This is a genomic window from Vibrio sp. 2433-A1, assembly GCF_056726085.1.
In genome coordinates, this window is sequence record NZ_JBRESC010000012.1 from 19,278 (window position 1) to 42,692 (window position 23,415).

Sequence of the window (23,415 nt, forward strand, 5' to 3'; positions counted from 1 at the left end):
ATTACCTTGGCGCTGATTACAATTTATTGCTGTTTGGAAACGAGAGCTTCTGCGGTGGCATCTTGTATCGATAAAAACAACGAGCGAATTTCACCTGTTGGAGTTCGCATAGGATTCAAGGTGATATTTTGGTACATGAAATCCGCTTGCTGGGTTACTGGGCGCACATTTCGACACTTAAATAGATATGGTCGCTGCTGCCAAGTAATAAAGCTTCGACATCCTAAGTCATAAACCGGCTTGGTTTTTAACTTAAACCAGTCTTGCGGGATCTCAGGAAACAATTCAAACAGTGTTTTGCCTATCGCATCATGAGACTGGACGCCACTGTGGTGAGTCATAAAACCATTCCACACTTGGACCTTGTAGTCTCGGTCGATAACAATTAACCCCAGATCGACGTTTTGTACCATATCCACCATCCAGTGGAATTGTTCAAATTCAGCAGGAAGATTCAACATTAAAAGTCCTCCATTAGGTACGACAATTTGTTATCAAGTAACGGCAAAGATTCGTCAACAAACATAAACAACAAATCACATCTGATGCTGGTGCCATCAATGTTGTAGCTCACCTCAAATGTCATGGTTTTTTGGAATGACCCACTGGTCGATTGGATAACCGAATCAATTGAGATGTGCTGACCTAGCAACACAGGTGAACTTTGAAAGAATCGAACTTCTGATTGTTCACCGAGACCATTAAGAAATGAACCAACAAGGATATTTGACACATCCATAAGTAATTCAAGTTCTTCGAGCTCTTCACTGTCAACAGGGACTTTCATTAGTTTCTTTAGATCAGAAACGCTTGAGTCACTTAACAGAACCAGAGCTTCACCAGCTATCCCCTCTCCACTAAACCCTTGGCAAACGCCCGACACTTGGTCATTCTCGGCCAAGTCTCGTAATGCCATATGAAGCTCGCTTACTTCAAAGATATTGACGTTCGGTAGCGGTAAATGAACAAACACATCGAAATGACGTGCTAACGCATCAGCCGCACGACCAATGGAAACGTTGGCCACCTCCATATAAATATCACGGCGACGAAGAATAGGCAGGTCAATTGAGACAGGTGTGACAATCTGAGGGCGACTCGCTGGCTCAACAAGTTCTTTAAGAACCGCATTTAGAGCGTCTTTGTCGATCGGCTTTTGAATAAAAGCTTTTGCACCCAACGCCATTACTCGTTCTTTGGCTTTGGGTTGGATATCACCTGACACAACAACGACTGGGATATCAAGACCCCTGCTGCCAATCTCTTCAAGCGTACCAAAACCATCCAACTCGGGCATGGTTAGGTCCAAGAACATCAATTTAAAATCGTTATTTTCTAGCTGTTCTAATGCATCCAAACCATGAACAGCAAACGTTATATCAGCATTCAGCGAAGCAGGCAGTGAGCGAGCCATTTGCTTTCTCGCTAAAGCGGAGTCATCGCATATAAGTACCGGAAAAGACATGCGTACACCTACTCCTATTTGTATAATTTATTGACAGAGTGTAACAGAACGTTAGAGCACTAGGTACGGTGATTCGAACTTTTCTTACATACAATCAGTAAGTAAGACCGCTTGTGTCTACATTGTGACTATCCCTTTTAGGCTAATCAATTCGGTGTCATAACTTTTGAACCTTATCCTGTGCAGCATCCAAATGAGGTTTCAAAAAGACCCAAAAAATCTCAAAATTTGAGAGCCTAACAAAAAGCATAGCTTTGTAATAAATTTTCGGCAAAGGCACGGGCAAAGATAAGGGTTGAAGAACTTATCATTACCCAATAAAAAAGCCTTCCGAAGAAGGCTTTTTTATTTTGGATATGTGACAGACTATTACTGAGCCATACGGATGATTGATTTACCAATCAACCACTCAAGCTCTTTCGCACTGCCTTCACCGAACTGGCTTTCTGTCATCTTGTATAGACGATCAATACCATTGCTAGCAAACTCATGCGTACTTTGAGACGTCACGATATGGTGGAACAACAGACGTAGGATTGCTAGGAATTCTTCACTGTCTAAAGCAGCTACCCAGCTTGAAGAAAACTCTTCTAGACCTTTAGTAAACTCTACGTGCTCTACGAACATCTTGAAGATACGTCCGTCTAATGCAGCGGTAAAATCCGTCTTCTTAGGAAAATGGTGGCTAATACCCGTTCTAGATACACCAGTCTGTTGGCTCAAAGTCGTGTATGACATTTTGTCATAGCCAAGACGCAATAGCTGATCAACTACTGCATCCATGATCTTCTGGATCGTGATTTCGGTATCTTCTTTACTACGCTTTGGCATGTTCAGGCTCTTCTCTCTGTAAATCCGTCTAACTCTTCATGAGTCTATTATCGACGCCTTATTAATTAGCTTCCTTGTCTAGTGACATATTGTTAAGCGAGATGAATAATCAATCTCAATGCAAAAGACAGTATCACAATTAAACCGTACGCACCATCTAACTGTCGAGTAAACTAACGCTCCATAACCGCATGCATTTGCGTGCTTTATAGAATAATAAGACTTTATCTATTGTTTGTATAATATATGAATCACGGATAATCTTACAAAATGCTAACCCTGACAACTAACTGAATAACGTTCTGGATGAATTATGACATGAATTTTCGTAATTTATTGATCTTCATCACACGTAAATAGGAGCCATTCGCAAATTAGTCGGGAATTATTAACCGAAACGCAACACGGCATACTGATTTAGGGCTGAAATTATATGCTCTCGTTTTTATGGATAAGCTCCCAAAATCTCGTTAAAATGACCTCATTATTTGTAAGAGGATATTGAGATGACCACCGAACAAGAACAAGAACAAGTACAAGTATGCGAAGCATGTGGTTGTGCAGGTGAAATGGGCTTTATCATCAAAGAAGGTGATGATGTGGCTGAAGTAACGATTTTTGCAACAGGCAAAGCGCTAATTGAAGCTGAGCTAGCAAAATATGTAGCATTGGCTGAGGAAGTATGTTCAAACGTTAAGTATGAAGTGACTCCGATTGAAGAAGATGCGACAGAATTAACAGCACGCTTCCAATTTGAAGTCAGCGCTGAAAAACTCATTTTTGAACTAAAGACGCGTGCATTAACTCGCTAATTCAGTTCTGAATACTTTGCAAAACGGGCACTTGAGCCCGTTTTTTTGTCCCTGTCGCATAGAAAATTTGACCTTATCTCTGTTAGAACTCATATTGATTACGAACTCTCTAAGTGATTGAACTATGCCTCGCTCCTTTTGTTTACTCTTTTTGCTCTGCTTTAGTTTTGCTGCGACAGCAGTGCCGCTCGATCAATTTCGAATTCTCAATCACCTAGACAATTATGGCAATCTTGACCTGCGAAATAAGCCATACTCGGAGCTTCCTGACGGGCTTGTCATTAAGGGCAATTTAAACATTGCTAAGACGACCATTAAACGCCTGCCTGAGGGTATAGATATTCAAGGGAGCCTTGATGCATCGAATAGCCAACTGGAAAAGATTTCAAAGGGAGTCAATATCAGAGGGTTTGCCAATCTACTTGGCTCGAAGATAAAAAAATGGCCTAGAGGGATTAAAGTGGGTGGTTACCTCAACTTTACCGATACCCCCTTACAATCATTACCGCCTCGATTAAGAGTAAAAGGTGATCTTAGCGTGATTAGAACCCCTCTTAAGGCCCTGCCCGAAGGGATCACTGTTGACGGCGATCTCTATATCAGTGGTTCTCAAATTACCGAGTTTCCAGACACCATGACTGTAAAGGGTAATATCTTTCTTGGTGGTAACCGCATTACAAAGTGGCCGACAAACCTCAACTTAGGTGGCGCTGTCGCTCCATAATTAACATCACCAGCGAATAAAAAGCCTCACTGAATGAGGCTGTTTTCGAAATGAATTCGCTATTTATGCTGACTGATTCTTTACCGGGTTTGCATAGCTTGCTACCAAGTAAGGCTGCGCACCTTCAGGGAGTAAATTGAGCTTATCTGCAAATTTCGCTTTAACTTGCTCATCAACTTGTTCATTGCCCGCCGCCAATTGGTTGATTGGGAATAGCTTGTAGTTCGCATGCACTTGGCGATCGATCTCTTCGGCCAAGGCTTCAGGAGTTTCAAAGTCTTGCTCAATCACATCACCAAATGCAACATGAACACGGCCTTTATCACCCACAATACCTTGAATGATACTTTCGATATCTTCAAATTCGCCTTTTTCGTAACTACCTACCGACTCTTTCGCATGCAGCTCTAACGCCTTAGCGATATCACATGGATCGTTTTCGTAGGAAATCGACACTGGCACAATTCTAAGAGACTTAACGTAGTCCGAAAATGCTACTTTCTGCTTACGACCTTCAACATGGAACATTTTCAGGATTGCTGGATCAGTAAAATCGTTGCCATCTTTAGCACGACCTTCTTTCTGAGCAATCCAAATTGAGTGTCCCGTATCTAATGAATGCTTGATATAACCAGACAAAGTTCCCAGCGCCTTCATCATCTCACGTGGGCCTTTTGCTGAACGTTTTACAATGAAGCTCTTATTCAGCTTCATTAGTTCTGTTGCACATGGCTTCTTCAGCAGATTATCACCAATAGCAATGCGAACCGTTTTATGTCCATTTTGAAACAGCCCATAATTGACTAACGCTGGATCCATCGCAATGTCACGGTGGTTAGAAACAAATAAATACGCTTGCTCAGGGTCTAGCTTGTCAAGTCCGCTAAAATTCACACCATTGGTGGTTGATTTCAGAGTTTGGTCTAAATACTTCTTCACCTCAGATTGAATCGTTTCAATTGAGTTAAGTTTTGACCATTTCATCTTCAAATAGACTTTCACAACAGGCGACATTAGGGCTTTAAACCAACCTGCGTGATTAGAAAAACGGTGCTGTAGGATTGCGCTAATGAACTCTTCATCATTAACTAAGCGGTCAATCGCCGCTGGAATCTCTTCGTCATTATATGGACGAATTTCAATAAATGGGTCTGTGTTTGTCGTCATTATTTTAGTCAGTAAATAGAAAGCGCGACTATTCTACGCATAGAAACGTCTCTTGGCAGCTATAGTTCTCGCAGATTTTACAAGGTCAGACCAGAGCAATTATCGCTTTTTGATGCATTGATTACTCAAAGTTGGCTTTTTCATCAAGAAACGTTAACCTTAGCGCCCCAAAACTGATGAGCGACACCATGCACTACGCGATTTCATACCAAGCTGAACACAATGATTTTCTTATTTGTACACCACGCAGAAAATCTCTAATACACAGGTTGATTTGTGTCAGACAAGGCTTGGTCTTAGTGAAACTTGGAAAGCATGAATTTGCGGTTGAACCCAACCAGTACTTTTGGCTACCTTTCGATACATTGACGTCGATTACATACACCCCGAATACGCTAGTAGACAGCGTTGAGTTGTCATCTCGCGTATCATTGCCGCTACCAAAGCAAGCTGGATTTGTTAAGTCGAACGAACTGATGACCGCTTTACTAAACCGTTTACGTAATATCCCGGCTGCGCGTGATAAACAAATCGACTTACTCACGGTCCTGCAATACGAATTCGTTGATCTTTGTCCGGCATTGAAAGAGAGCAAACTCAGCCAACAGATAGCTCAGTGGACCTACAACGGTGAATCCCCTCTTTCAAGTGAGTTGCAACTGGTACTTAGAGCTCGCGAAGCGACCAAGCAAATGCAATCTGGCAAAAAACGTCCTGCTGTTGTGGAAGCACTCTTTGAAGGAAACGATTCTCTCTTTAGTGGATTAGAAAAAGCAATCCTAGGCCGCTAATTCGTAGAAAAGTTGTATAATTTCTGGCCGAACCTTCATTTCATAACTATAGATCTATAAATCACCACTTAATCTATAGAAGGACTCTGAGATGAAATTCAGCCATAAGATTGTAGCCGCGTCTTCATTACTACTCTTGGCGACGGTCACTCTTTTGACCCTTCAGCAATACTATACCGTCCAACGTGAAATCAAGACTCAAGTTACTTCAAGTGTCGCTGAAATTGTAGATGGAGTTCGGGACACGACAGCCGCAGAGATCAATAGTCGTAAAGCTATCGCTTCATACGCCACCAGCATGCTTGAGGTGAACCTTTCCCCTGACGCAATTACAGCGGTTCTGACTCGGCCTGTCGTTAAGGAGACTTTCTTACTGGCAGGACTAGGATTCGAAAAAGATGGCTCCAACATCAACAATGACCCTTCATGGAATCCCGGACCAACGTGGGACCCGCGCGTTCGCCCTTGGTACATAGACGCCAAAAACTCAGGCAAGCTTGTTATTACGGCCCCCTACGCAGATTCCGCTACTGGTGAGATTTTGGTTTCCATCGCGACCCCAGTGCGCGATAACGGCCAGTTCATCGGCGCAATCTTCTATGATGTGAGCTTGGCAGCCTTGGCAGAAGTGGTAAATAAGGTCCAATTATTTGAGGCAGGCTTCGTGTTTATTGTCGCAGGCGACGGCACGACTATTGCCCATCCAAGCACCGAGTTTAACGGCAAGCCAATGAAGGAGTTTTTAGGTGGTGCGAGTATTAAAGATGAACCTCAGCAAGTCAAAATAGATGGACAACAATACACTCTAGATTTTTCTAAAGTTCCAGGCGAAGACTGGTATATTGGTGTCCTACTCGATGAAAGCATTGCTTATCAATCCCTTGCCGACCTGAGAAACAGCTCCATCGTCTACTCTATCATCGCCTTGCTCATCAGTATTGTGTTGCTTCTAATCCTAATTCGTACCTTGATGAAACCTTTAGACGATCTGAGTAACGCTATTCAAGACGTGGCATCTGGCGAAGGAGATCTGACCCAACGCTTGAACACAGACACTGATAAAGAATTCTCCATTCTCGCCTCCGGATTTAATGAATTTACGCAATCATTACAGCAACAAATCACTCAATCTAAGGCCATTGGTTCTGAAATACTGCGTGGGTCAGAAATGACCTCTCACGGACTTCAACAATCCGCTTCAGCTATGCAAGACCAGTTACATGAACTCGAACAATTGGCAACGGCAATGCACGAAATGGCAACTACATCTGGTGATGTTGCCAACAATGCGCAAGGCGCTGCAGCCTCAGCCAGAGAAGCCGATGAAGCGACAAGTCTAGGGACATCCGTTGTAAGTGAGACCACTAGCGCGATTGATAACCTATCGCAGAAAATTGATGAGGCTGTCGAAGAAGTTAAAGTACTTGAGTCAGCCACTGACAACATCGAAACCATCCTAAAAGTCATCAATGATATTGCCGATCAAACCAACCTACTCGCTCTCAATGCCGCAATTGAGGCTGCCCGTGCAGGGGATTCAGGTCGAGGTTTCGCGGTGGTTGCTGATGAAGTTCGAACACTGGCGCAGCGTACTCAGGAGTCAACAACCGAAATCAGAAATATGATTGAGCAGCTCCAAGCTGGTGCAAGTTCCGTTGCCAATGCGATGAATATGAGTAAAGCCACGGCGGGAACTGCTGTCGAACGAGCGCAAGAAGCAAACGTGGCACTCGAAAGTATCCGCGATGCTATTCAACAAATTAGTGATATGAATATCCAGATTGCTTCAGCAGCAGAGGAGCAAAGCCTTGTTGCCGAAGAGATCAATAGCAATACAGTGAAGATCAAAGATCTTTCCACTCAAGTGTCTGACGCTGCTGATAACGCCAATATTGCTATGCAGGCGCAAACTGAAAACATTCGCGAGCAAGATGCTATACTCAACAAGTTCAAAGTTTAGATACACTGCTACCAACCATCAAAAAGGCGCTGAATTCATTCAGCGCCTTTTTAATTATTTGTCTTTCAATAACATCATACTGCTCATACTTGGTACAGATATACGCACTCTTCCGCTTAATGAAGAGTAATCTTTCCCCTGCAAAACATCTGTCCAATTACCATTGAGGCGTAGCTCTATCGTTTTAGCAGATTTCGATTTATTAATAACAACAACCCCATTACCACCTCGACTAAAGATAAGCAGGTCATCGAATGCTTCAATGACTTTCATCGGCTGCCCATGCATACGATTATGAAAATCAATAGCGGCAATCAACCTCGGATCCTGCCACGCTCCTAACCAACGCGGTTCTCCTTCCTTATTAATTACCCCACTCGTATCAAGATCGGTATAAATAAGAGGTACCCCGCCATCTCGACCTAAGATATAACTGTATGCTAACCATTCAGAAGCCTCATCCATAACCAAATTGGCAAACACTTCGTTATTAGGAATATCATGTGTGATAGCGAAAGTAATTGCTCGATTTTCTGATAACGCTTGGCCAAAACAATGCGGATCGACCAAACTTTTTAAGCTACCTTTTGTATCGAGGGCATCAAATATCATCTGAAACAGTGGGAAATCATAGGCACCAAATCGAGTGTGTGCGAGAAACGGCTCTAGAAACAAGTCATACTCAGGCTTTGTTGCACCGCCACTAGTAATTATCTCACCAAAGATATGTACATCTTTACAAACTTCTTTCGTCCAAACACGCTGTAAATGCTCTAATGTCATGTGCTTAGCAGCGTCAATACGAAACCCTTTCACTCCCAACTGCTTTAGCGCGATCAAATAGTTTTGTTGTTGTGCAATAACATTGTCACACACTCGCAACGTGGGCAAACCTGGATCAGTCGGCCCTCCGGTTATGCGCCCATTTTGAACTTGCCATTTATCTTCCCAATCACTGATACCAAATGCTTCAACGAAATCATTTTGATCAAACAACGGCTGAGTTAAATCACCAAACAATCGCTGTCGCTGAAAATATTCCGCATCATCTTTATAAGCATTCATATCCTGCTGGTTCGGATATTGTAAATCGCGGCGAAGCGAAGACTCATTGGCCATGTGATTAAATACCACATCCGCATACACTCCGATACCCAACTCACTAAGCGCAGCGATCATCACTTTAAGCTCCTCTAAATTTCCGAGCTGATTGTCAATTACTCGATAATCTTGTGGTTGGTAACGTTGCCACCACTGACTGCCAGCCTCAGATTTCAAAGACTTCATTGGTGGAGAAACTAATACGGCTTTATAGCCCGCTTGAGCGAGCTGTTCCGCGCATTGCGTCACTAATGTGTAAGGCCAGTCAAAAGCATGCAAGATAACATCCGTTGCTGCAAATAGGGACATGACAATTTCCTATACTGTTATTCTATTGCTACTTTCAGCAGCATCGTGACTCCATACTACCAAAAGCACTTATGGAACCTTATCCCCCTAATCATGAGTTTTCCCGTAGTAGTCTCTAGGCGTAGAAATTTCTAAATAGTGAGCGGATAAGTAAAATCTCATCCAGCACACCGCTATACTATCTGTAGGTTAATTTAAGGATGTGAAGATGAATAAAGTACGTATCGATATTGTGTCTGATGTCGTATGTCCGTGGTGCATTATTGGTTATAAGCGCCTTGAAGCTGCACTTGCGGCTTTAACAGAGAGTGTTGAAGCCGATATCCAGTGGCACCCGTTCGAACTTAATCCGGCAATGGCTTCTGAAGGGCAAAACCTGCGTGAGCACCTTAAAGAGAAATATGGTACGACTGATGAAGCCAGTATTGCTGCGCGCGACACCTTGACTTCTCTAGGGAAAGAAGTCGGGTTCAAGTTTCGCTTTCATGATGAAATGCGTATTTATAACACGCGAAAAGCGCATCAATTATTGATGTGGGCACAAAGCGAAGGCAAGCAGTTCGCTCTAGAGCTACGTCTGTTCCAAGCCTACTTTTCTGAAGGAAAAAATATCAGCGATCCAGACATACTGATTACGTGTGCCGAATCTATCGGTTTAGACGCTAAAGTCGTCGAAAGCGTAATTAATGATCAGTCATGGGCTGAAGCGGTCGCTTCCACTGAACAACAATGGCTTGAAGCGGGAATCAACGCCGTTCCAGCCATTATCATCAACAGAAAGCACCTCATCTCCGGCGCTCAAACAACGGAGCTTCTTATTTCAGCCATCACTCAAATTAGCCAATCAGAAGAGCAAGACTGAATGTACTCACTCTAATCTCAATAAGTGAGTACATTCCAATAAGTCGCTCAGTTACGTTTTTTTATTTTTGAGAACAAAGCCCACACCGCAACAACCACTAATCCAGCCACCAACCCCAATATTCCGTTAAGAAGCGAAGGTAGTAGTTCCTTAGCGATGGAGATATTTGGGATCTCCATGATGATTGGCTCGATCCAGTGGTGTAGAAGCGGAATGTTGTGCACCACAATCCCACCACCCACTAAGAACATCGCAGCTGTACCCACCACCGCTAGTGCTTTCATTAGCTTCGGCGCAAATGCGATCAGAGCTCGACCTAGCGCCAACTTAATACCCTTACCTTGAGATTTGCGCTCTAAGTAAAACCCAAGATCATCAAGCTTAACTATACCCGCAACTAAGCCATAAACGCCGATGGTCATTAGAATCGCGATTAAGCTAACGACAAAAGCCTGAGTGCTCATTGCTTGCCCTTGAACCGTACCAAGTGCGATCACAATGATTTCAGCGGAAAGGATAAAGTCAGTTCGAATCGCTCCGGCTATCTTGTTCTTTTCGTACTCTTCAATGGACACGTGCGACTCTGCTGGCTTATCTTCCGCGTGTTCAGGTTTATGGAACAATTTCTCTAAAACTTTTTCAGCGCCTTCAAAACACAAGAACAAACCACCAATCAGGAGGAATGGCATAATCAACCAAGGAGCAATTGAGCTAATAAGCAGCGCGGCGGGAACCAGTATTAACTTATTACGAAACGAACCCTTGGCCACGCTCCAAACGACGGGAATCTCCCTTTCAGCCGTCACACCTGAGACTTGCTGTGCGTTCAAAGCCAGATCATCACCTAGAACACCGGCTGTTTTCTTTGCCGCGACTTTTGACATTACCGCTACGTCGTCTAATACCGTAGCAATATCATCTAACAAGGTTAATAAACTTGCGCCTGCCATTTTTCGTTTCTCATTCAAGGTAGCAATTAATGTTTCTAAATGTAACACCACAACAGACAAGCGGAAACATACTTGATGTCAATGCACGGTTAATCTTTTTACTGTGGTCGATAACATTTGCCTGTCGCGGTCGCCCACTCTATGCTGTTTAACGTTTTTCACCATAACTACAAAGGCAAGGTAATGCGCAGTACTTACACTTATCCTATCGGAACCCCAGGTCAAAAATGGGGCGAAGCAGAACGAATTGCTTGGCGTGAACAGATGACTATCAAACGTGAATATCAACAAGAAGTCGTACCGAAGATTAAAGCTCTGAGCGATCAGTTCGTTGTTGAACAGTATGGTGCACTCTCTTACGACGAAGCGCGTTACCCTCTATTCTGTATCAAATCGAACAACTGGGACGCGGGTAAGCCAATCGTTTTAGTGACTGGTGGCGTGCATGGCTACGAAACCAGTGGTGTTCATGGCGCGCTCAAGTTTGCTGCTAATGAAATGGAACGCTACACAAAGCATTTCAACATTGTCATCGCACCTTGTGTCAGCCCTTGGGGATACGAAACGATCAACCGTTGGAACCCGCTAGCACTCGATCCAAATCGCTCGTTTTACCAAGACTCTCCTGCAGAAGAATCAGCAAACCTGATGAAACTGGTCGCCTCATTAGGCAAAGAGGTTCTGGTTCATATTGATTTGCACGAAACAACCGATACTGATGAAACAGAATTCCGCCCTGCTCTAGCAGCACGAGATGGTATTGAGTATATCGAAGGTATGATCCCAGATGGTTTCTACACGGTTGGTGATACTGAAAACCCACAATCTGAGTTCCAAGCTGCCGTCATTGAATCTGTGAGCAAGGTGACCCACATTGCACCTGCGGATGACAAAGGTGAGATCATTGGTTCAGCCGTCGTACAACACGGAGTAATCAACTACCCAATGGTAAAACTGGGCCTTTGTGGCGGCATTACTACCTGCCAATACGGCACAACAACGGAAGTCTACCCAGATAGCCCGAAAGTGACGGGGGAAGAGTGTAATGACGCTCAGGTAGCCGCGATTGTTGGTGGTTTAGACTATGTGCTAACTCAGTTAGACTAAAACAATCTACTCTTATATTGCTCCGGGGTTTGCCCGGAGTATTTCTTAAACATTGCGATAAATGGACTGGCCTGATTGTAACCGAGCGTAAGGGCTACCTCTTTCACTGAATGCCCTTTTCTAAGTAAATCCATTGAATACAGATAGCGGACTCTCAAGCGCCACTCCGTAAAGCTCATACCGAGTTCTGCCTGACAATGCCGTGCTAAAGTCCGCTCAGTAGTGTGCACTCGCTCCGCCCACTGGGACAAACTGGTATTATCGATTGGATTCTCTTCTACCGAAGCTAAGATCTTCGCCAGATATTTATTATCTGTAGAAGGCAGGAAATGATGCTGTGTATCGCGAGTCGCGAGTTGATCGAGCAAGACCTGAACGAGCCGTTTGTCTTGTTCACTTTGAGCCACATTGATATCACGCTGACGAAAATCATCAATAATCGCAGAGACAATAGGAGTCACTTTGATCAGGCTAGTACAGTCAGGGAAGTGCTGCGTCAAATCTTGCGCAATATTGAGTGAGCAATAAGAGATCGGCTTGCGGTTAAAACTGGTATGCATAACACCAGCAGGCACCCAAATCGCTAAATGAGGAGGGGCGAGAAAACGGGTATCTTCCGCTTCCATTTCCAAAATACCGCCACTAATCAGTTGCACCTGCCCCCATGGGTGGCTATGCATTCGAGTTTCCGTATTGGAAAGAAACGCCTCAAAATTCATAAACACGTCTGATGGTGCTTTATCAATTGATAAGGATGGATGAAGATGTTTTACCGATTTTCTCAAACTTGTCTTCCTATGACTCAATATGTCGTTATAGCGATATATATAATTATATCGACCTGTCAGACTATATTCTACCGATAATATTGCGATGGTGTTCACATGGTCTATCTACTTCCTCTCTTTACCGTTTTCATTTGGGGCGGAAATGCAATCGTAAATAAAATGGCTGCAGCGACAATAGAACCTAGCGCAATGAGTTTCTATCGATGGTTTCTGGCTATCTTATTGCTCTCACCTTTTTGCTTGCCTAAAGTGATCAAGCGCTGGGCAACGATCCGCCCATATTTAGCCAAGCTCGCATTTTTAGCCATGCTCGGTATGGTACTCAATCAGTCGCTTTCCTATTACGCTGGGCTGACTACAACCGCTTCAAATATGGCGATGATCACCTCACTAGTTCCACTGATTGCGATTTTCATGAGTGTGCCTCTGTTAGGTAAACCGATTTCTGTACTAAGCATTGTCGGTGCCGTACTTGCCCTTGCTGGTCTTGCGTTCATGCTAGGCAAAGGTGATATGCTGTTTTTCCTTCATCAGGATGTAACGCCCGGTGATAGCATTATGGTCATTGCGTCCATCTGTTACGGTGCATACTGTGTGCTTCTCAAACGCTGGAAGATGCCACTCTCTAACTGGACCATGGTTTACATGCAAGGAACACTCGCTTTACTCATGCTAACACCTCTTTGGTTGACGAGTAACGAGCTACTACCAAGTAAAGAGGCAATGCCATTGATCGCTTACGCGGGTCTCGCGGCTTCGGTTGCTGCACCTTGGATGTGGGTTAAGGCGATTGATCTTATTGGTGCTGATTCAAGCGCGATGTTTATGAACCTAATGCCAGTTGTCGCGATTACGCTTGCCGCATCCGTGCTTGGCGAGGCGGTTTACAACTACCATGTCATAGGTGGTTTACTGGTAATTTCTGGGGTAATTCTGTCGCAAATAAAACAACCGAAGAAACCGCTCACACCGCTTCCTCCTTTAGACAGCGCAGAAAAACCTTAACAGTTCGCCAAGAAACAAAAAAACAGTTAAGGGCTTTTTTGTTTCTAATGCTTACACCGTTTAACTCGTCACTTCAACGTCCGTGAGCGGTGTACTGCAACATGCCAAAACTACACCTATGTTGCGTTCGTGATCTTGTAGTGCTGGAACATCCGGCTGATGTACCTTTCCTGACTCTACCGTCACCTTACAAGCACCACATAAGCCAGCACGACAGCTATTGGCAATTGGTGCTCCAGCATCTTCAGCCTGCTCTAAAAGCGTTTTTTGATTATCGCCAACAAACACATGACCATTAACACTCAGAGTTAGCTCTTTGATTGGCAGAGCTGAAACCTGACTCACACCAAACGCTTCTTGATGATAATGCTCTTCTGGTAGCCCTTTCTTCAATAACAAGTTTTTCGCTTTATGCATAAAGCCATCTGGCCCGCACACAAACACCTGACGCTGCTCAGCGTCTTTAATTTGTTTCAAGTGCGACAGAGTTAAACGCCCCTTTAAGCCGAACCAGTCAGCAGGCGCTTGTGACAATGAGATAAGCACGGTAAGCCCTTCGTGTTGACTACGCAAAGCATCCAGTTCAGCTTTGCACGGAATATCTTCAACACTTCGGCACTGATGATAGAAAACAACATCCTCCATTTGATTATGATCCGCCAAATAACGCAGCATCGATAACATAGGAGTGACGCCGCTGCCCGCTGACAGAAGTAATAACGGCTGGTCATGCTTGTCGCCTAAATGGAAACTACCATCAGGCTCTTCGCAAACAAGCTCATCACCAATATTCAGATTATCGATTAGCCAATTAGACACTCGACCACCATCAACTCGCTTCACGGAAATGGCTAAACGGCCAGGGCGTGAAGGGCTCGAAGATAAGGTGTAGCGGCGACCGACAGACTCATCATCGATAGGTACGGCAATTGGTAAATGTTGGCCCGGCTGATAAACCGGTAACTCTCCATGAGGAGGCTCTAACCAGAACGTCACGAAGTCACGCGCTATTTCTTCGCGCTCAACACATGTCATGGTTAACGTTTTCTTGCCGTTATCTGGGTAAAACTCTTTCGCTTTATACTCCAAGACTTCGATCGTATCGTGTTGATTAATCACCCCTTCATTCAGGGCTACAAGGTTTTGACCGAAGAAGACACCGCCACGCTCATTAGCACGGAACTGAGACAACGTATTGAGAGGCTCTTTGCTACCACGAAAAGCACCTTTATCAACGTCTACTGTCGTCAAAATACAACGCTCGCAAGGCTTAACAGCTTCAAACTCCACTTCACCAATTCGAATTCGCTTCCAACTATCTTCTGCAAATGGTTCCGTTCCTGACACGACTAAATTAGTTCGAAACTGCGCCATTGAATGTTTTTCAGGGCTACGGTGGTTAAGCTCTGCTAGCGAGGCTTCGCTGATCACTAACACCGGGTAACCATCTGCAAAGCTCACGTTGTGCCCTAGCTTTTCACGCACGCGGTTTGATTGCTCACCAGTAAACAACAATTCAACTCGCTGACCGAGCACTTGGCTAAACCAATCATCGGCTTCATCCGTGGTGGTATAGGCAACAAAGTTATCTTTCCAAACCTGAGCCGGGGCTTCTTGCATTTTGAACTCGCTGTAACGGATTCTTAGTGCTGAATGACCTTGTGCAGTAAAAATCAGACCATCTTGGGTTAAGCAAGACTTGACCTTTACCATCTGCGGATACTTTCTCGCGGTAACCATTGAGCCGTCAGCAAGCGCTAGCATAAAACGGCGATCAAACATGAGTCCCTGCTTTTCGACCCACGATGTAGATAGAGAAAGACCACCGACCGATTTTACCGGAAAGACATTAATTTGGGAGAGAGTTGGCGCTGACATTGCTAATCCTAAGCGAGAGTTATTATGTGGTTATTATACTCATCTCGGTTCCACTGTCTTGGCTAACATCACCAACAATATGATGAGATTCACGTCTCATTTTTGATATTTAGTCAACGCAAATGTCGGAAAAGCCTGATTTGTCTGATTAAGTAGTGATCCACGTTGGAAAATGGAAACTCGACCATCATAATATTCGTCAAATAAACGACAGTATTATGAATTCCGTCACTAAGGAGTAATTTATGAATAAGCTGGTAATGATCTTACTATGTATCTTCCTACCACCTCTTGCAGTATTCATCGATAAAGGTCTGAACAAAGACTTCGTTATCAACCTAATTTTAACGTTCTTCTTCTTCCTTCCAGGCAGCATTCACGCACTTTGGTTGACACTAAAGTAAGTGAAGGTTGCCTATGATTTAGGCAACCAAAGTCTCCCACAGAAAAAGAGGATGAAATACTGAGCAGATTGCTCTATCATCCTGTCGCCTAAGCGTAAGCGTTTGCTTTCTCGGTTTTCGCTGCGTTTAGGCTCCAATCAGACAACCTAAAATATGGTGGGAGCAAAAATGACAACACTTACGATCACACGTCCTGACGACTGGCACGTTCACCTACGCGATGGCGAAGTGCTAAAGGATACCGTGCGAGACATTAGCCGCTACAACGGTCGCGCGCTAATCATGCCAAATACCATCCCACCTGTAACCAACACTGAAATGGCCCTTGCTTACCGCGAGCGTATTATGGCAGAGAAGCCAAGCGAGCAATTCGAGCCGCTAATGGCGTTATACCTAACAGACAACACCACTCCTGAAGAAATTCGTAAAGCAAAAAAATCTGGTGCAGCGGTTGCCGCTAAGCTATACCCAGCGGGCGCAACAACCAACTCAGATTCAGGTGTAACATCTGCTCAAAACATTTATCACGTTCTTGAAGCAATGCAAGAAGTGGGTATGTTGCTACTGGTACACGGTGAAGTAACTCACCACGATGTCGATATCTTCGACCGTGAGAAACAATTCTTAGACACAGTGTTAGCGCCAATCGTCAATGATTTTCCGAACCTTAAGATTGTTCTTGAGCACATCACCACTGCTGATGCCGCTAACTTTGTGAAAAACGCTAACGAGAACGTAGCAGCAACTATTACTGCACACCACCTATTATACAACCGTAACCACATGCTTGTGGGTGGTATTAAGCCTCACTTCTACTGTCTGCCTATCCTTAAGCGTAACACGCACCAACAAGCACTGATTGAAGCTGCAACAAGCGGCAGCAAGAAGTTCTTCTTAGGCACTGACTCTGCGCCTCACGCTAAAGGCATGAAAGAAGCCGCTTGTGGTTGTGCGGGTTCGTACACTGCACACGCAGCTCTTGAGTTATACGCAGAAGTGTTTGACCAAGAAGGTAAACTAGAAAACCTAGAAGCGTTCGCAAGCCATAATGGCCCTGACTTTTACGGTATACCGCGTAACGCAGATACAGTAACGCTAGTGAAAGAAGAGTGGCCTGTTGCTGAGAGCATGCCATTTGGCAACGACATTGTTGTGCCAATTCGTGCCGGTGAAACTATCGCATGGAAAGTGAAGTAAGCCTCTTCCATAGGTAATAAATGAGCCCTTAAGTTCCCGCTTAAGGGCTTTTTATTTGTCTATCGATACTGCCAAAAGTAACCGCTCACATTCTTCTTGCTGCATGTATTTTGGCACTGGGTAATTCCATCTTGCTTCATGTAACGACTGCTTGGCGAGTTCAGTAATATGTTCTTGCAGAATATGATCAAAATAAGATGGTAAATCGAGATTTTTCTGTAGCCGTTTAATGTAATCGATAAAAGCCTGAGCTTTGATAGAGTCTGAAACATGACTATCCGTTAGCTTTAATGTATCGGCCAATTTCGCCATTCTTTCTTTCGCCTCAGACTTGGAAAATTCCAAAACATGGGGAAGCACTACAGCATTCGCCAATCCATGAGGCGTTCCATACTTCGCCCCCAATGTATGCGCAATAGCATGAACGTAACCAAGGCTAGCTTTGGTAAAGGCAAGGCCAGCGTAGTATGAAGCCAAAGCCATATTTTGCCGTGCGGTCGCGTTTTGACCAAACTTGACGGCTTTCTCCAAGTTATCATCAATGAGGCTGAATGCGGCTAACGCATAACGATCCGTTTCTGGTGTCGCATTATCTGACAGATACGCTTCTATGGCATGGGTTAGCGCATCCATACCTGTCTGAGCCGTGATATGGGCAGGTAACGCTAACATTAAACTCGGATCCAATGCCGCTGCAATCGGAACAAGCTTAGGATCAATTATCGGTGTTTTCTGGTGAGTAGCAGGGTCCGAAACAACAGCGGCCACCGTCACTTCAGAGCCAGTCCCTGCAGTAGTAGGGATCACAAAAATAGGTGCCGGCACTTTCCACACTTTGAGCAAGCCAACCAAACGGTGAACAGGTTTATCATTGGTGGCACACGCGGCAATCACTTTAGCGCAATCAATTGAGGATCCTCCCCCCAATGCGACGACAGCTTGGCACCTGTGCTGGCGGTAAAGAGATAAACCATCTTCGACATGGCGATATGTTGGATCCGGCTCAACTCCATCATAGATTTCGCAGTGAACCCCTGCACGTTCAAACTCAAAAATTAGCTTTTTAGCTAATCTAAGCTTCACAAGGCCACTATCTGTCACTATTAGGACTTTATTGATGTCCATAATGGACACACTATGGCAAAGCTGCTTAAGCGCTTCTTTACCAAGGAAAAGTGTCGGCTTAGAGATAGGTAATATTTTAGCGGCGACCTTTAAGCACCACATATAAACTCGGTGTAGCCAGTAATAGAGCTTCTGTTCCATTATCTGTCTCGATGTAATTAGGTTGATATTATTAGCCTAGTCTTTACAAAGAGTTATCTCTAGTCCAGAGAGTAAAATTTTCCTATCCAGTTAGTTAAAACTGAGCCAAAAGGCGACTAAGCCACGTTATTTCACCAAACGCAATCAAATCATAAATAGTGAAAAACACCACACAGATAACCGCAAGTTTTAATAGTCGAAAAAGAATAAACATAGTAAGGCATCAAGTTTACAAAGTGGCCGTCAGAATGACCTAACTCGCGATTTCAATCAAGAGGTAAGCTTCTCAAGCCCTTAGTTAAATGGATAAAAGTAAAAAAAGCCGCACAAGGCGGCTTTTTAAAATTCAATTTGAGTCTTAGTGAATTGGCGTATCTGTCTTAGCGTAGAACTTACCAAAATACTGCTCTAGAACCTCCGGGGTCAGCTTACCTTCAGCTTCTAGCTTTTTAAGCTCTGCTGCGATGGCTTGCTGTTCTTCTAAAGATGGCAACGCCACTTCTGGCTCATCACCCATCTCTTGAGACATTTGCTCTAGTTCTTTTTCGAAATCACTCATGATCCCACTTACCTTTAAAATAATAACTGAGGCTAAGTTTACCGATTTAGCCTCAGTTATTCCAGTCGCTACAAACTACAGCTTAAAGCTGCCTACCATTCGGTCTAGACGAACGGACAGTTCCTTAAGCTCTGCACTTGCTTCTGCCAGCTCTTCTGCTGTACCTGTCGTGACTTCATTTACCGCATTAATCTCTTCAATGTTTTGATTAATGGTATGTACCACGGTCGACTGCTCTTCCGTTGCAGTAGCAACTTGGGTATTTCTGTCTGAAATATCGTGGATACGTTCAGAAATACTGATCAATACTTGCACCGCTTCATCAGATGCAGACACCCCCTCGCCCGTTACCGCTTTACCTGCTTCCATCGCGGTTACCGCATCTTTAGCATCGCTTTGCAGCTGGTTGATCATTTTCTGGATCTCTTCAGTCGAGTCAGCAGTACGACTTGCTAAGTTACGTACCTCGTCGGCTACCACAGCAAAACCACGCCCTTGCTCACCCGCACGCGCTGCTTCAATAGCCGCGTTGAGCGCCAGCAAGTTAGTCTGCTCTGAAATATCACGAATAACACCCAGAATAGAACCAATATCTTGCGTGGTTGATGCTAGCTGTCCAACGACCTGACCCGTGCTCTCAATGTCCGCCGCCAAACGACTAATCGCATCTTTGGCTTTGTTCACAACGTCTTGTCCCATTTGGGTGTTGCTCGATGCTTCTGACGCCGTTTCTGCCGCCGTTGCTGCATTGCTGGCGATTTCACTGATGGTTGCACCCATTTGGTTAATCGCGGTCACCACTTGGATGGTTTGGTCACGTTGAGCCTGACTGTTGTCATGGGTGATATGGGCTTTATTTGAAACACCGTCAGCCGCTGACTGAAGCGCACTACTTGTTTCTGCCACTTCCTTCATTGATTGATGAATCTTTTCTATAAAACCATTAAAGCCTTCTGATAGCTGACCAATCTCATCATTACCTTTAACTTCAATGCGCTGAGATAAATCGCCATCACCTTTACCTAAGTCAGCAAAGCGAGCTGAAATAGCACGAATTGGACGAGCGATACTATTCGCTAAGAAGATCCCCATGAAAATAAACAGGCCAGCAACAACAACAGTCGTCACCATCATCTGTTTAGCTACGGCATTGAGATCAGCAAAGACTTCATCAACAGGTACGACACCAACCACAAACCAGTCCATCGTCGGAATATAAGTACTTGCGACAAATACTTGTTTCCCTTCATAGTCCGTTTGGATTAGGTTGAAGCCTGATTTTCCAAGCAGCTGTGACGAATCCGAACCGTATAAATTCGATAGTGACGACTTCGCTTTGTTCGATTCGCTATGAATTTTAATATCACCATTAGCGTCCGCGAGGTATACGAAACCAGTGTCTTGAATACGGAAACTGTTCAGCAATGAAACCATATCGTCCATCGACTTAGACAAACCCGCCATCGCGTGGCCATTCAACTGTTGATAGTTAGTAAACATTTTCACGTCGCCATTGGCTTCTTGGAAAATACTCACCGACGTATCTTTACCTGATTGAGTAAAACCAAAGAACCAACCATCTTGCTGTCGATTCAGCTGACGTAAAAAGCCACTCTGGTTCCAATAGTATCCAGTATCGCGGTTTGCGACTGATGCATCATTCAGCTTATATTGATTACGAACATTGTTAAGCTGCTTGATAAGCAGGCGTTCGGTTTCTGGGCTAATTTCTGTTGTATCTACCGCTTGTTTAATAAATTCGTTGTTGGCGAGCTGATGAGCTGCCGATAAAAGTTGGCTAACATCGCGGTCGATTTGGCTATTGATTTGTTCAAGCATAAGTGGAAGCTCGATATCGATGAGACGGTGTTCTAATACCGCTCGCGCTTGTCGTTGAGCCATCACACCGACAATAATCGTTGAAGCGAGTACCGCAAAGGTGATACCAGCAACGACCTTTTGTTTTATGCTAATTGAAGTTAGTTTCATGTCTGCTGCCTTTTAAAGCATTAGGTTTCGTAAAGGGTAATAAACGGTCAGTGGCAAACAAAGGTTGTGCCGTCCTTTTGATAGACCATCCAGCCAATATAGTATATCGGACAAATAAAACATTTCTTTACTAAATAGTTCAACGGCAAATTGATTAACTGAAAAGTAAAATTTCTATTAGCCATAAATTTCGTGCTTGATTTTTGGCTCTTAATTCATAAACAATTGAATCTAAGGGATTTATCAATAGCCACCCATCGATTGACTGTTGATTTTTTCACCAATCAGTTAACCGCTCACTTCAAATGTGGAACTTTTTACGTTCACCAGATACTAAGTGAAAAATAGGGAGACACACGATCATGAATTCTGACGCTCTAAAACACCTGCGCGAATATTTAAATAGCCAAGTTATTGGCCAGAGCGAACTGGTGAACCAATTGCTCATCGCACTGCTTGCCGATGGTCATATTTTGGTTGAAGGGCCTCCGGGGCTTGCCAAAACACGCGCAGTAAAATCACTGGCCGATTGCATTGAAGGTGATTTTCACCGTATTCAATTTACCCCTGACTTACTGCCAGCGGACTTAACCGGCACTGATATATTCCGTCCTGAAACAGGCGAATTCACCTTCCAGTCTGGACCAATTTTCAATTCATTGGTGTTAGCGGACGAGATCAACCGCGCACCAGCTAAGGTTCAAGCGGCCATGCTCGAAGCCATGGCAGAGAAGCAGATCACTGCGGGCCGAAACACTTATGCGCTACCAGAGCTTTTCTTAGTCATGGCAACGCAAAACCCGATTGAACAAGAAGGGACCTATCCTCTGCCAGAAGCGCAGTTGGACCGCTTCTTAATTCACCTTGATGTAAACTATCCAGACGCACAAAGTGAACTTGAGATTTTACGCCTTAACCGTGGCGAGGCGAAAGGCGACACTGCCCCAACACCACCAACTCTGACTCAAGCCGATATTTTTGCTGCGCGCCAGTCTGTGCTCAATGTCCATATGGCTGACACTATCGAGCAATACATCATTCGACTTATCATCGCGACTCGCAATCCTAGCAACTATGACGACACGCTTGCTCAGTGGCTAGAGATGGGGGTAAGTCCCCGTGCAACTATCGCCCTTGACCGTTGTGCTCGCGCTCATGCTTGGCTAAATGGTCGAGACTTTGTTTCACCTGAAGATGTTCAAGCTATGGCATTTCCTGTACTGAGACACCGTTTACTGCTGAGTTATCAGGCACAAGCTGAAGGTGTTCATCCAAATCAAGTCATCAACAAGCTTCTTTCACTAGTAGGCAGCGCTTAAGGTTAAATGATATGGAACAAACGCTGCCTCCATATAGTGACGGTGTCAATCTGTGCCTAGACGAGCTGCTGTATTATAAGCAGCAATGCGTTAAGTGGTTGCCACCAGCCAAAAGCCTGTGGTCGCAAATGCTTGGCCAACACCAAAGTCGTCAGCTAGGCCGCGGTATGGATTTTAGTGAAGTACGCCAATACCAACCCGGAGATGATATTCGGGCAATTGATTGGCGCGTCACCGCTCGTACTGGTAAGCCTCATACCAAGCTGTTTTCCGAAGAGCGAGAGAAGCCTGTTGTACTTTACCTCGACTTTTCATCCTGCATGGCGTTTGGCTCTCAGCTGCTGTTGAAGTCTGTACAAATGGCCCACATGGCAAGCTTGATTACTTGGTTAAGTGTCACGCAACAAGATCGTATTGGTGCGGTGATTGATACCGGAAACGAACTGATTGAGTTAAAGCCAACGTCAAGAAACCGTGGGGCTCTGGCTCTATTACAGACCTTAGTCACTTGTCACCAAGACTTGATTAACCAGCCATCTCGCAACGACCAAGATATTAGCCATGCGCTTCAAGCTCTGGCGCGTTTATGTCCAAAAGGGAGCGAGATCATTTTATTGAGTGATTTTTCTCGTCTAACAACCCAACATGAGCCTAAACTCAGCCGGCTTTGCCAACACAATCGCGTTCGTATGGTGCAAATCAGCGACCCTCTAGAGCGCGGGCAAACAGGTTTTCGTGGCACAGAACAAGTCTCAAATCAAAACAACACTCGTTGGTTGGACTTTTCGTCACACAAAACACGCCAAGGTATTGAGCGCGCGTTCTCAGAGCAGCAACAACATCTAATACAACTTACTCAAAAGATGGGCATCAGCTTTTCATCACTCTCTAGTGAACAAGCTCTTACTCAACAGCTAAACGGATTATAAAA

Annotated in this window: 22 protein-coding genes; 11 read left to right on the forward strand and 11 right to left on the reverse strand. The window is 44.4% G+C overall.

The genetic code is table 11. From position 1 onward, the window contains the following. Positions 1–23: 23 nt before the first annotated feature. The 3 genes from ACU01J_RS13265 to ACU01J_RS13275 form a co-directional block, all read right to left on the reverse strand. Positions 24–461, reverse strand: a complete 438-nt coding sequence (locus tag ACU01J_RS13265) for a PAS domain-containing protein (RefSeq protein ID WP_481086124.1) — start codon at positions 459–461, stop codon at positions 24–26. Next, positions 461–1,465 (reverse strand): response regulator, encoded by a 1,005-nt coding sequence (locus ACU01J_RS13270; RefSeq protein ID WP_481086125.1) that lies wholly within the window; start codon positions 1,463–1,465, stop codon positions 461–463. The genes ACU01J_RS13265 and ACU01J_RS13270 overlap by 1 nt, the downstream gene beginning before the upstream one ends. A 369-nt stretch (positions 1,466–1,834) precedes the next feature. Then, positions 1,835–2,296, reverse strand: coding sequence for a TetR/AcrR family transcriptional regulator (locus tag ACU01J_RS13275; protein WP_481086126.1), 462 nt, complete (start codon positions 2,294–2,296; stop codon positions 1,835–1,837). A gap of 506 nt (positions 2,297–2,802) precedes the next feature. On the opposite strand from ACU01J_RS13275, the gene ACU01J_RS13280 reads away from it, so the two are divergent. Both ACU01J_RS13280 and ACU01J_RS13285 read left to right on the forward strand, forming a co-directional pair. Then, positions 2,803–3,108 (forward strand): DUF406 family protein, encoded by a 306-nt coding sequence (locus ACU01J_RS13280; RefSeq protein ID WP_481086127.1) that lies wholly within the window; start codon positions 2,803–2,805, stop codon positions 3,106–3,108. A gap of 124 nt (positions 3,109–3,232) precedes the next feature. Beyond that, on the forward strand, positions 3,233–3,832 hold the full coding sequence (locus tag ACU01J_RS13285) for a leucine-rich repeat domain-containing protein (RefSeq protein ID WP_481086128.1): 600 nt from the start codon (positions 3,233–3,235) through the stop codon (positions 3,830–3,832). Between the two features lie 63 nt (positions 3,833–3,895). Here the strand turns inward: ACU01J_RS13285 and ACU01J_RS13290 are convergent, their stop codons facing one another. Then, entirely contained in the window at positions 3,896–4,999 is a 1,104-nt protein-coding gene (locus ACU01J_RS13290; protein ID WP_481086129.1) for a 1-acyl-sn-glycerol-3-phosphate acyltransferase, read from the reverse strand. A gap of 299 nt (positions 5,000–5,298) precedes the next feature. Between ACU01J_RS13290 and ACU01J_RS13295 the strand changes: the two genes are divergently transcribed. Both ACU01J_RS13295 and ACU01J_RS13300 read left to right on the forward strand, forming a co-directional pair. Then, a complete protein-coding gene (locus ACU01J_RS13295) occupies positions 5,299–5,790 on the forward strand; it encodes an AraC family transcriptional regulator (protein WP_481086130.1) in 492 nt (163 codons plus the stop codon). A gap of 91 nt (positions 5,791–5,881) precedes the next feature. Continuing rightward, positions 5,882–7,750 carry a methyl-accepting chemotaxis protein gene (locus tag ACU01J_RS13300; protein ID WP_481086131.1) on the forward strand — a complete coding sequence of 623 codons (1,869 nt, stop codon included), beginning with the start codon at positions 5,882–5,884 and terminating at the stop codon, positions 7,748–7,750. A gap of 54 nt (positions 7,751–7,804) precedes the next feature. Here the strand turns inward: ACU01J_RS13300 and ACU01J_RS13305 are convergent, their stop codons facing one another. Next, positions 7,805–9,160, reverse strand: coding sequence for an alpha-amylase family glycosyl hydrolase (locus tag ACU01J_RS13305; protein WP_481086132.1), 1,356 nt, complete (start codon positions 9,158–9,160; stop codon positions 7,805–7,807). Between the two features lie 208 nt (positions 9,161–9,368). On the opposite strand from ACU01J_RS13305, the gene ACU01J_RS13310 reads away from it, so the two are divergent. Continuing rightward, positions 9,369–10,022 carry a DsbA family oxidoreductase gene (locus tag ACU01J_RS13310; RefSeq protein WP_481086133.1) on the forward strand — a complete coding sequence of 218 codons (654 nt, stop codon included), beginning with the start codon at positions 9,369–9,371 and terminating at the stop codon, positions 10,020–10,022. Between the two features lie 47 nt (positions 10,023–10,069). Here ACU01J_RS13310 and ACU01J_RS13315 read toward each other — a convergent pair whose 3' ends face one another. Next, positions 10,070–10,972 carry a DUF808 domain-containing protein gene (locus tag ACU01J_RS13315; RefSeq protein WP_481086134.1) on the reverse strand — a complete coding sequence of 301 codons (903 nt, stop codon included), beginning with the start codon at positions 10,970–10,972 and terminating at the stop codon, positions 10,070–10,072. A gap of 183 nt (positions 10,973–11,155) precedes the next feature. Here ACU01J_RS13315 and ACU01J_RS13320 point away from each other — a divergent pair, with 183 nt between their 5' ends. After that, entirely contained in the window at positions 11,156–12,079 is a 924-nt protein-coding gene (locus tag ACU01J_RS13320; protein WP_481086240.1) for a M14 family metallopeptidase, read from the forward strand. Here ACU01J_RS13320 and ACU01J_RS13325 read toward each other — a convergent pair. Then, the gene (locus ACU01J_RS13325; RefSeq protein WP_481086135.1) at positions 12,076–12,864 is read right to left on the reverse strand and encodes an AraC family transcriptional regulator; all 789 of its coding nucleotides are present in this window, start codon (positions 12,862–12,864) and stop codon (positions 12,076–12,078) included. The genes ACU01J_RS13320 and ACU01J_RS13325 overlap by 4 nt on opposite strands. 99 nt (positions 12,865–12,963) lie before the next feature. Between ACU01J_RS13325 and ACU01J_RS13330 the strand changes: the two genes are divergently transcribed. Beyond that, on the forward strand, positions 12,964–13,872 hold the full coding sequence (locus ACU01J_RS13330; RefSeq protein WP_481086136.1) for a DMT family transporter: 909 nt from the start codon (positions 12,964–12,966) through the stop codon (positions 13,870–13,872). 60 nt (positions 13,873–13,932) lie between these two features. Here the strand turns inward: ACU01J_RS13330 and ACU01J_RS13335 are convergent, their stop codons facing one another. Further along, positions 13,933–15,750, reverse strand: coding sequence for an MOSC N-terminal beta barrel domain-containing protein (locus ACU01J_RS13335; protein WP_481086137.1), 1,818 nt, complete (start codon positions 15,748–15,750; stop codon positions 13,933–13,935). A 245-nt stretch (positions 15,751–15,995) separates the two neighbouring features. Between ACU01J_RS13335 and ACU01J_RS13340 the strand changes: the two genes are divergently transcribed. Together ACU01J_RS13340 and pyrC are read left to right on the forward strand one after the other, a co-directional pair. Next, positions 15,996–16,154 carry a YqaE/Pmp3 family membrane protein gene (locus tag ACU01J_RS13340; protein ID WP_004411392.1) on the forward strand — a complete coding sequence of 53 codons (159 nt, stop codon included), beginning with the start codon at positions 15,996–15,998 and terminating at the stop codon, positions 16,152–16,154. Positions 16,155–16,322: 168 nt separating this feature from the next. Next, positions 16,323–17,351, forward strand: a complete 1,029-nt coding sequence (pyrC, locus tag ACU01J_RS13345) for a dihydroorotase (protein WP_481086138.1) — start codon at positions 16,323–16,325, stop codon at positions 17,349–17,351. Between the two features lie 51 nt (positions 17,352–17,402). Here pyrC and ACU01J_RS13350 read toward each other — a convergent pair whose 3' ends face one another. From ACU01J_RS13350 to ACU01J_RS13360, 3 genes are all read right to left on the reverse strand, one after another. Beyond that, positions 17,403–18,617 carry an iron-containing alcohol dehydrogenase gene (locus ACU01J_RS13350; protein ID WP_481086139.1) on the reverse strand — a complete coding sequence of 405 codons (1,215 nt, stop codon included), beginning with the start codon at positions 18,615–18,617 and terminating at the stop codon, positions 17,403–17,405. A gap of 358 nt (positions 18,618–18,975) precedes the next feature. Then, the gene (locus tag ACU01J_RS13355) at positions 18,976–19,176 is read right to left on the reverse strand and encodes a restriction endonuclease subunit S (protein WP_481086140.1); all 201 of its coding nucleotides are present in this window, start codon (positions 19,174–19,176) and stop codon (positions 18,976–18,978) included. Positions 19,177–19,251: 75 nt separating this feature from the next. Then, positions 19,252–21,165, reverse strand: a complete 1,914-nt coding sequence (locus tag ACU01J_RS13360; protein ID WP_481086141.1) for a methyl-accepting chemotaxis protein — start codon at positions 21,163–21,165, stop codon at positions 19,252–19,254. 362 nt (positions 21,166–21,527) lie between these two features. Here ACU01J_RS13360 and ACU01J_RS13365 point away from each other — a divergent pair, with 362 nt between their 5' ends. Then, entirely contained in the window at positions 21,528–22,484 is a 957-nt protein-coding gene (locus ACU01J_RS13365) for an AAA family ATPase (RefSeq protein WP_481086142.1), read from the forward strand. 11 nt (positions 22,485–22,495) lie between these two features. Beyond that, a complete protein-coding gene (locus ACU01J_RS13370) occupies positions 22,496–23,413 on the forward strand; it encodes a DUF58 domain-containing protein (RefSeq protein WP_481086143.1) in 918 nt (305 codons plus the stop codon). Positions 23,414–23,415: the final 2 nt, after the last annotated feature.

Coding starts and splice junctions, on each gene's coding strand:
- ACU01J_RS13265 (WP_481086124.1), bottom strand. CDS start 461: ATGTTGAATCTTCCTGCTGAATTTGAACAATTCCACTGGATGGTGGAT.
- ACU01J_RS13330 (WP_481086136.1), top strand. CDS start 12,964: ATGGTCTATCTACTTCCTCTCTTTACCGTTTTCATTTGGGGCGGAAAT.
- ACU01J_RS13280 (WP_481086127.1), top strand. CDS start 2,803: ATGACCACCGAACAAGAACAAGAACAAGTACAAGTATGCGAAGCATGT.
- ACU01J_RS13360 (WP_481086141.1), bottom strand. CDS start 21,165: ATGAAACTAACTTCAATTAGCATAAAACAAAAGGTCGTTGCTGGTATC.
- ACU01J_RS13305 (WP_481086132.1), bottom strand. CDS start 9,160: ATGTCCCTATTTGCAGCAACGGATGTTATCTTGCATGCTTTTGACTGG.
- pyrC (WP_481086138.1), top strand. CDS start 16,323: ATGACAACACTTACGATCACACGTCCTGACGACTGGCACGTTCACCTA.
- ACU01J_RS13355 (WP_481086140.1), bottom strand. CDS start 19,176: ATGAGTGATTTCGAAAAAGAACTAGAGCAAATGTCTCAAGAGATGGGT.
- ACU01J_RS13310 (WP_481086133.1), top strand. CDS start 9,369: ATGAATAAAGTACGTATCGATATTGTGTCTGATGTCGTATGTCCGTGG.
- ACU01J_RS13300 (WP_481086131.1), top strand. CDS start 5,882: ATGAAATTCAGCCATAAGATTGTAGCCGCGTCTTCATTACTACTCTTG.
- ACU01J_RS13290 (WP_481086129.1), bottom strand. CDS start 4,999: ATGACGACAAACACAGACCCATTTATTGAAATTCGTCCATATAATGAC.
- ACU01J_RS13340 (WP_004411392.1), top strand. CDS start 15,996: ATGAATAAGCTGGTAATGATCTTACTATGTATCTTCCTACCACCTCTT.
- ACU01J_RS13285 (WP_481086128.1), top strand. CDS start 3,233: ATGCCTCGCTCCTTTTGTTTACTCTTTTTGCTCTGCTTTAGTTTTGCT.
- ACU01J_RS13335 (WP_481086137.1), bottom strand. CDS start 15,750: ATGTCAGCGCCAACTCTCTCCCAAATTAATGTCTTTCCGGTAAAATCG.
- ACU01J_RS13350 (WP_481086139.1), bottom strand. CDS start 18,617: ATGGAACAGAAGCTCTATTACTGGCTACACCGAGTTTATATGTGGTGC.
- ACU01J_RS13270 (WP_481086125.1), bottom strand. CDS start 1,465: ATGTCTTTTCCGGTACTTATATGCGATGACTCCGCTTTAGCGAGAAAG.
- ACU01J_RS13320 (WP_481086240.1), top strand. CDS start 11,156: ATGCGCAGTACTTACACTTATCCTATCGGAACCCCAGGTCAAAAATGG.
- ACU01J_RS13315 (WP_481086134.1), bottom strand. CDS start 10,972: ATGGCAGGCGCAAGTTTATTAACCTTGTTAGATGATATTGCTACGGTA.
- ACU01J_RS13275 (WP_481086126.1), bottom strand. CDS start 2,296: ATGCCAAAGCGTAGTAAAGAAGATACCGAAATCACGATCCAGAAGATC.
- ACU01J_RS13370 (WP_481086143.1), top strand. CDS start 22,496: ATGGAACAAACGCTGCCTCCATATAGTGACGGTGTCAATCTGTGCCTA.
- ACU01J_RS13365 (WP_481086142.1), top strand. CDS start 21,528: ATGAATTCTGACGCTCTAAAACACCTGCGCGAATATTTAAATAGCCAA.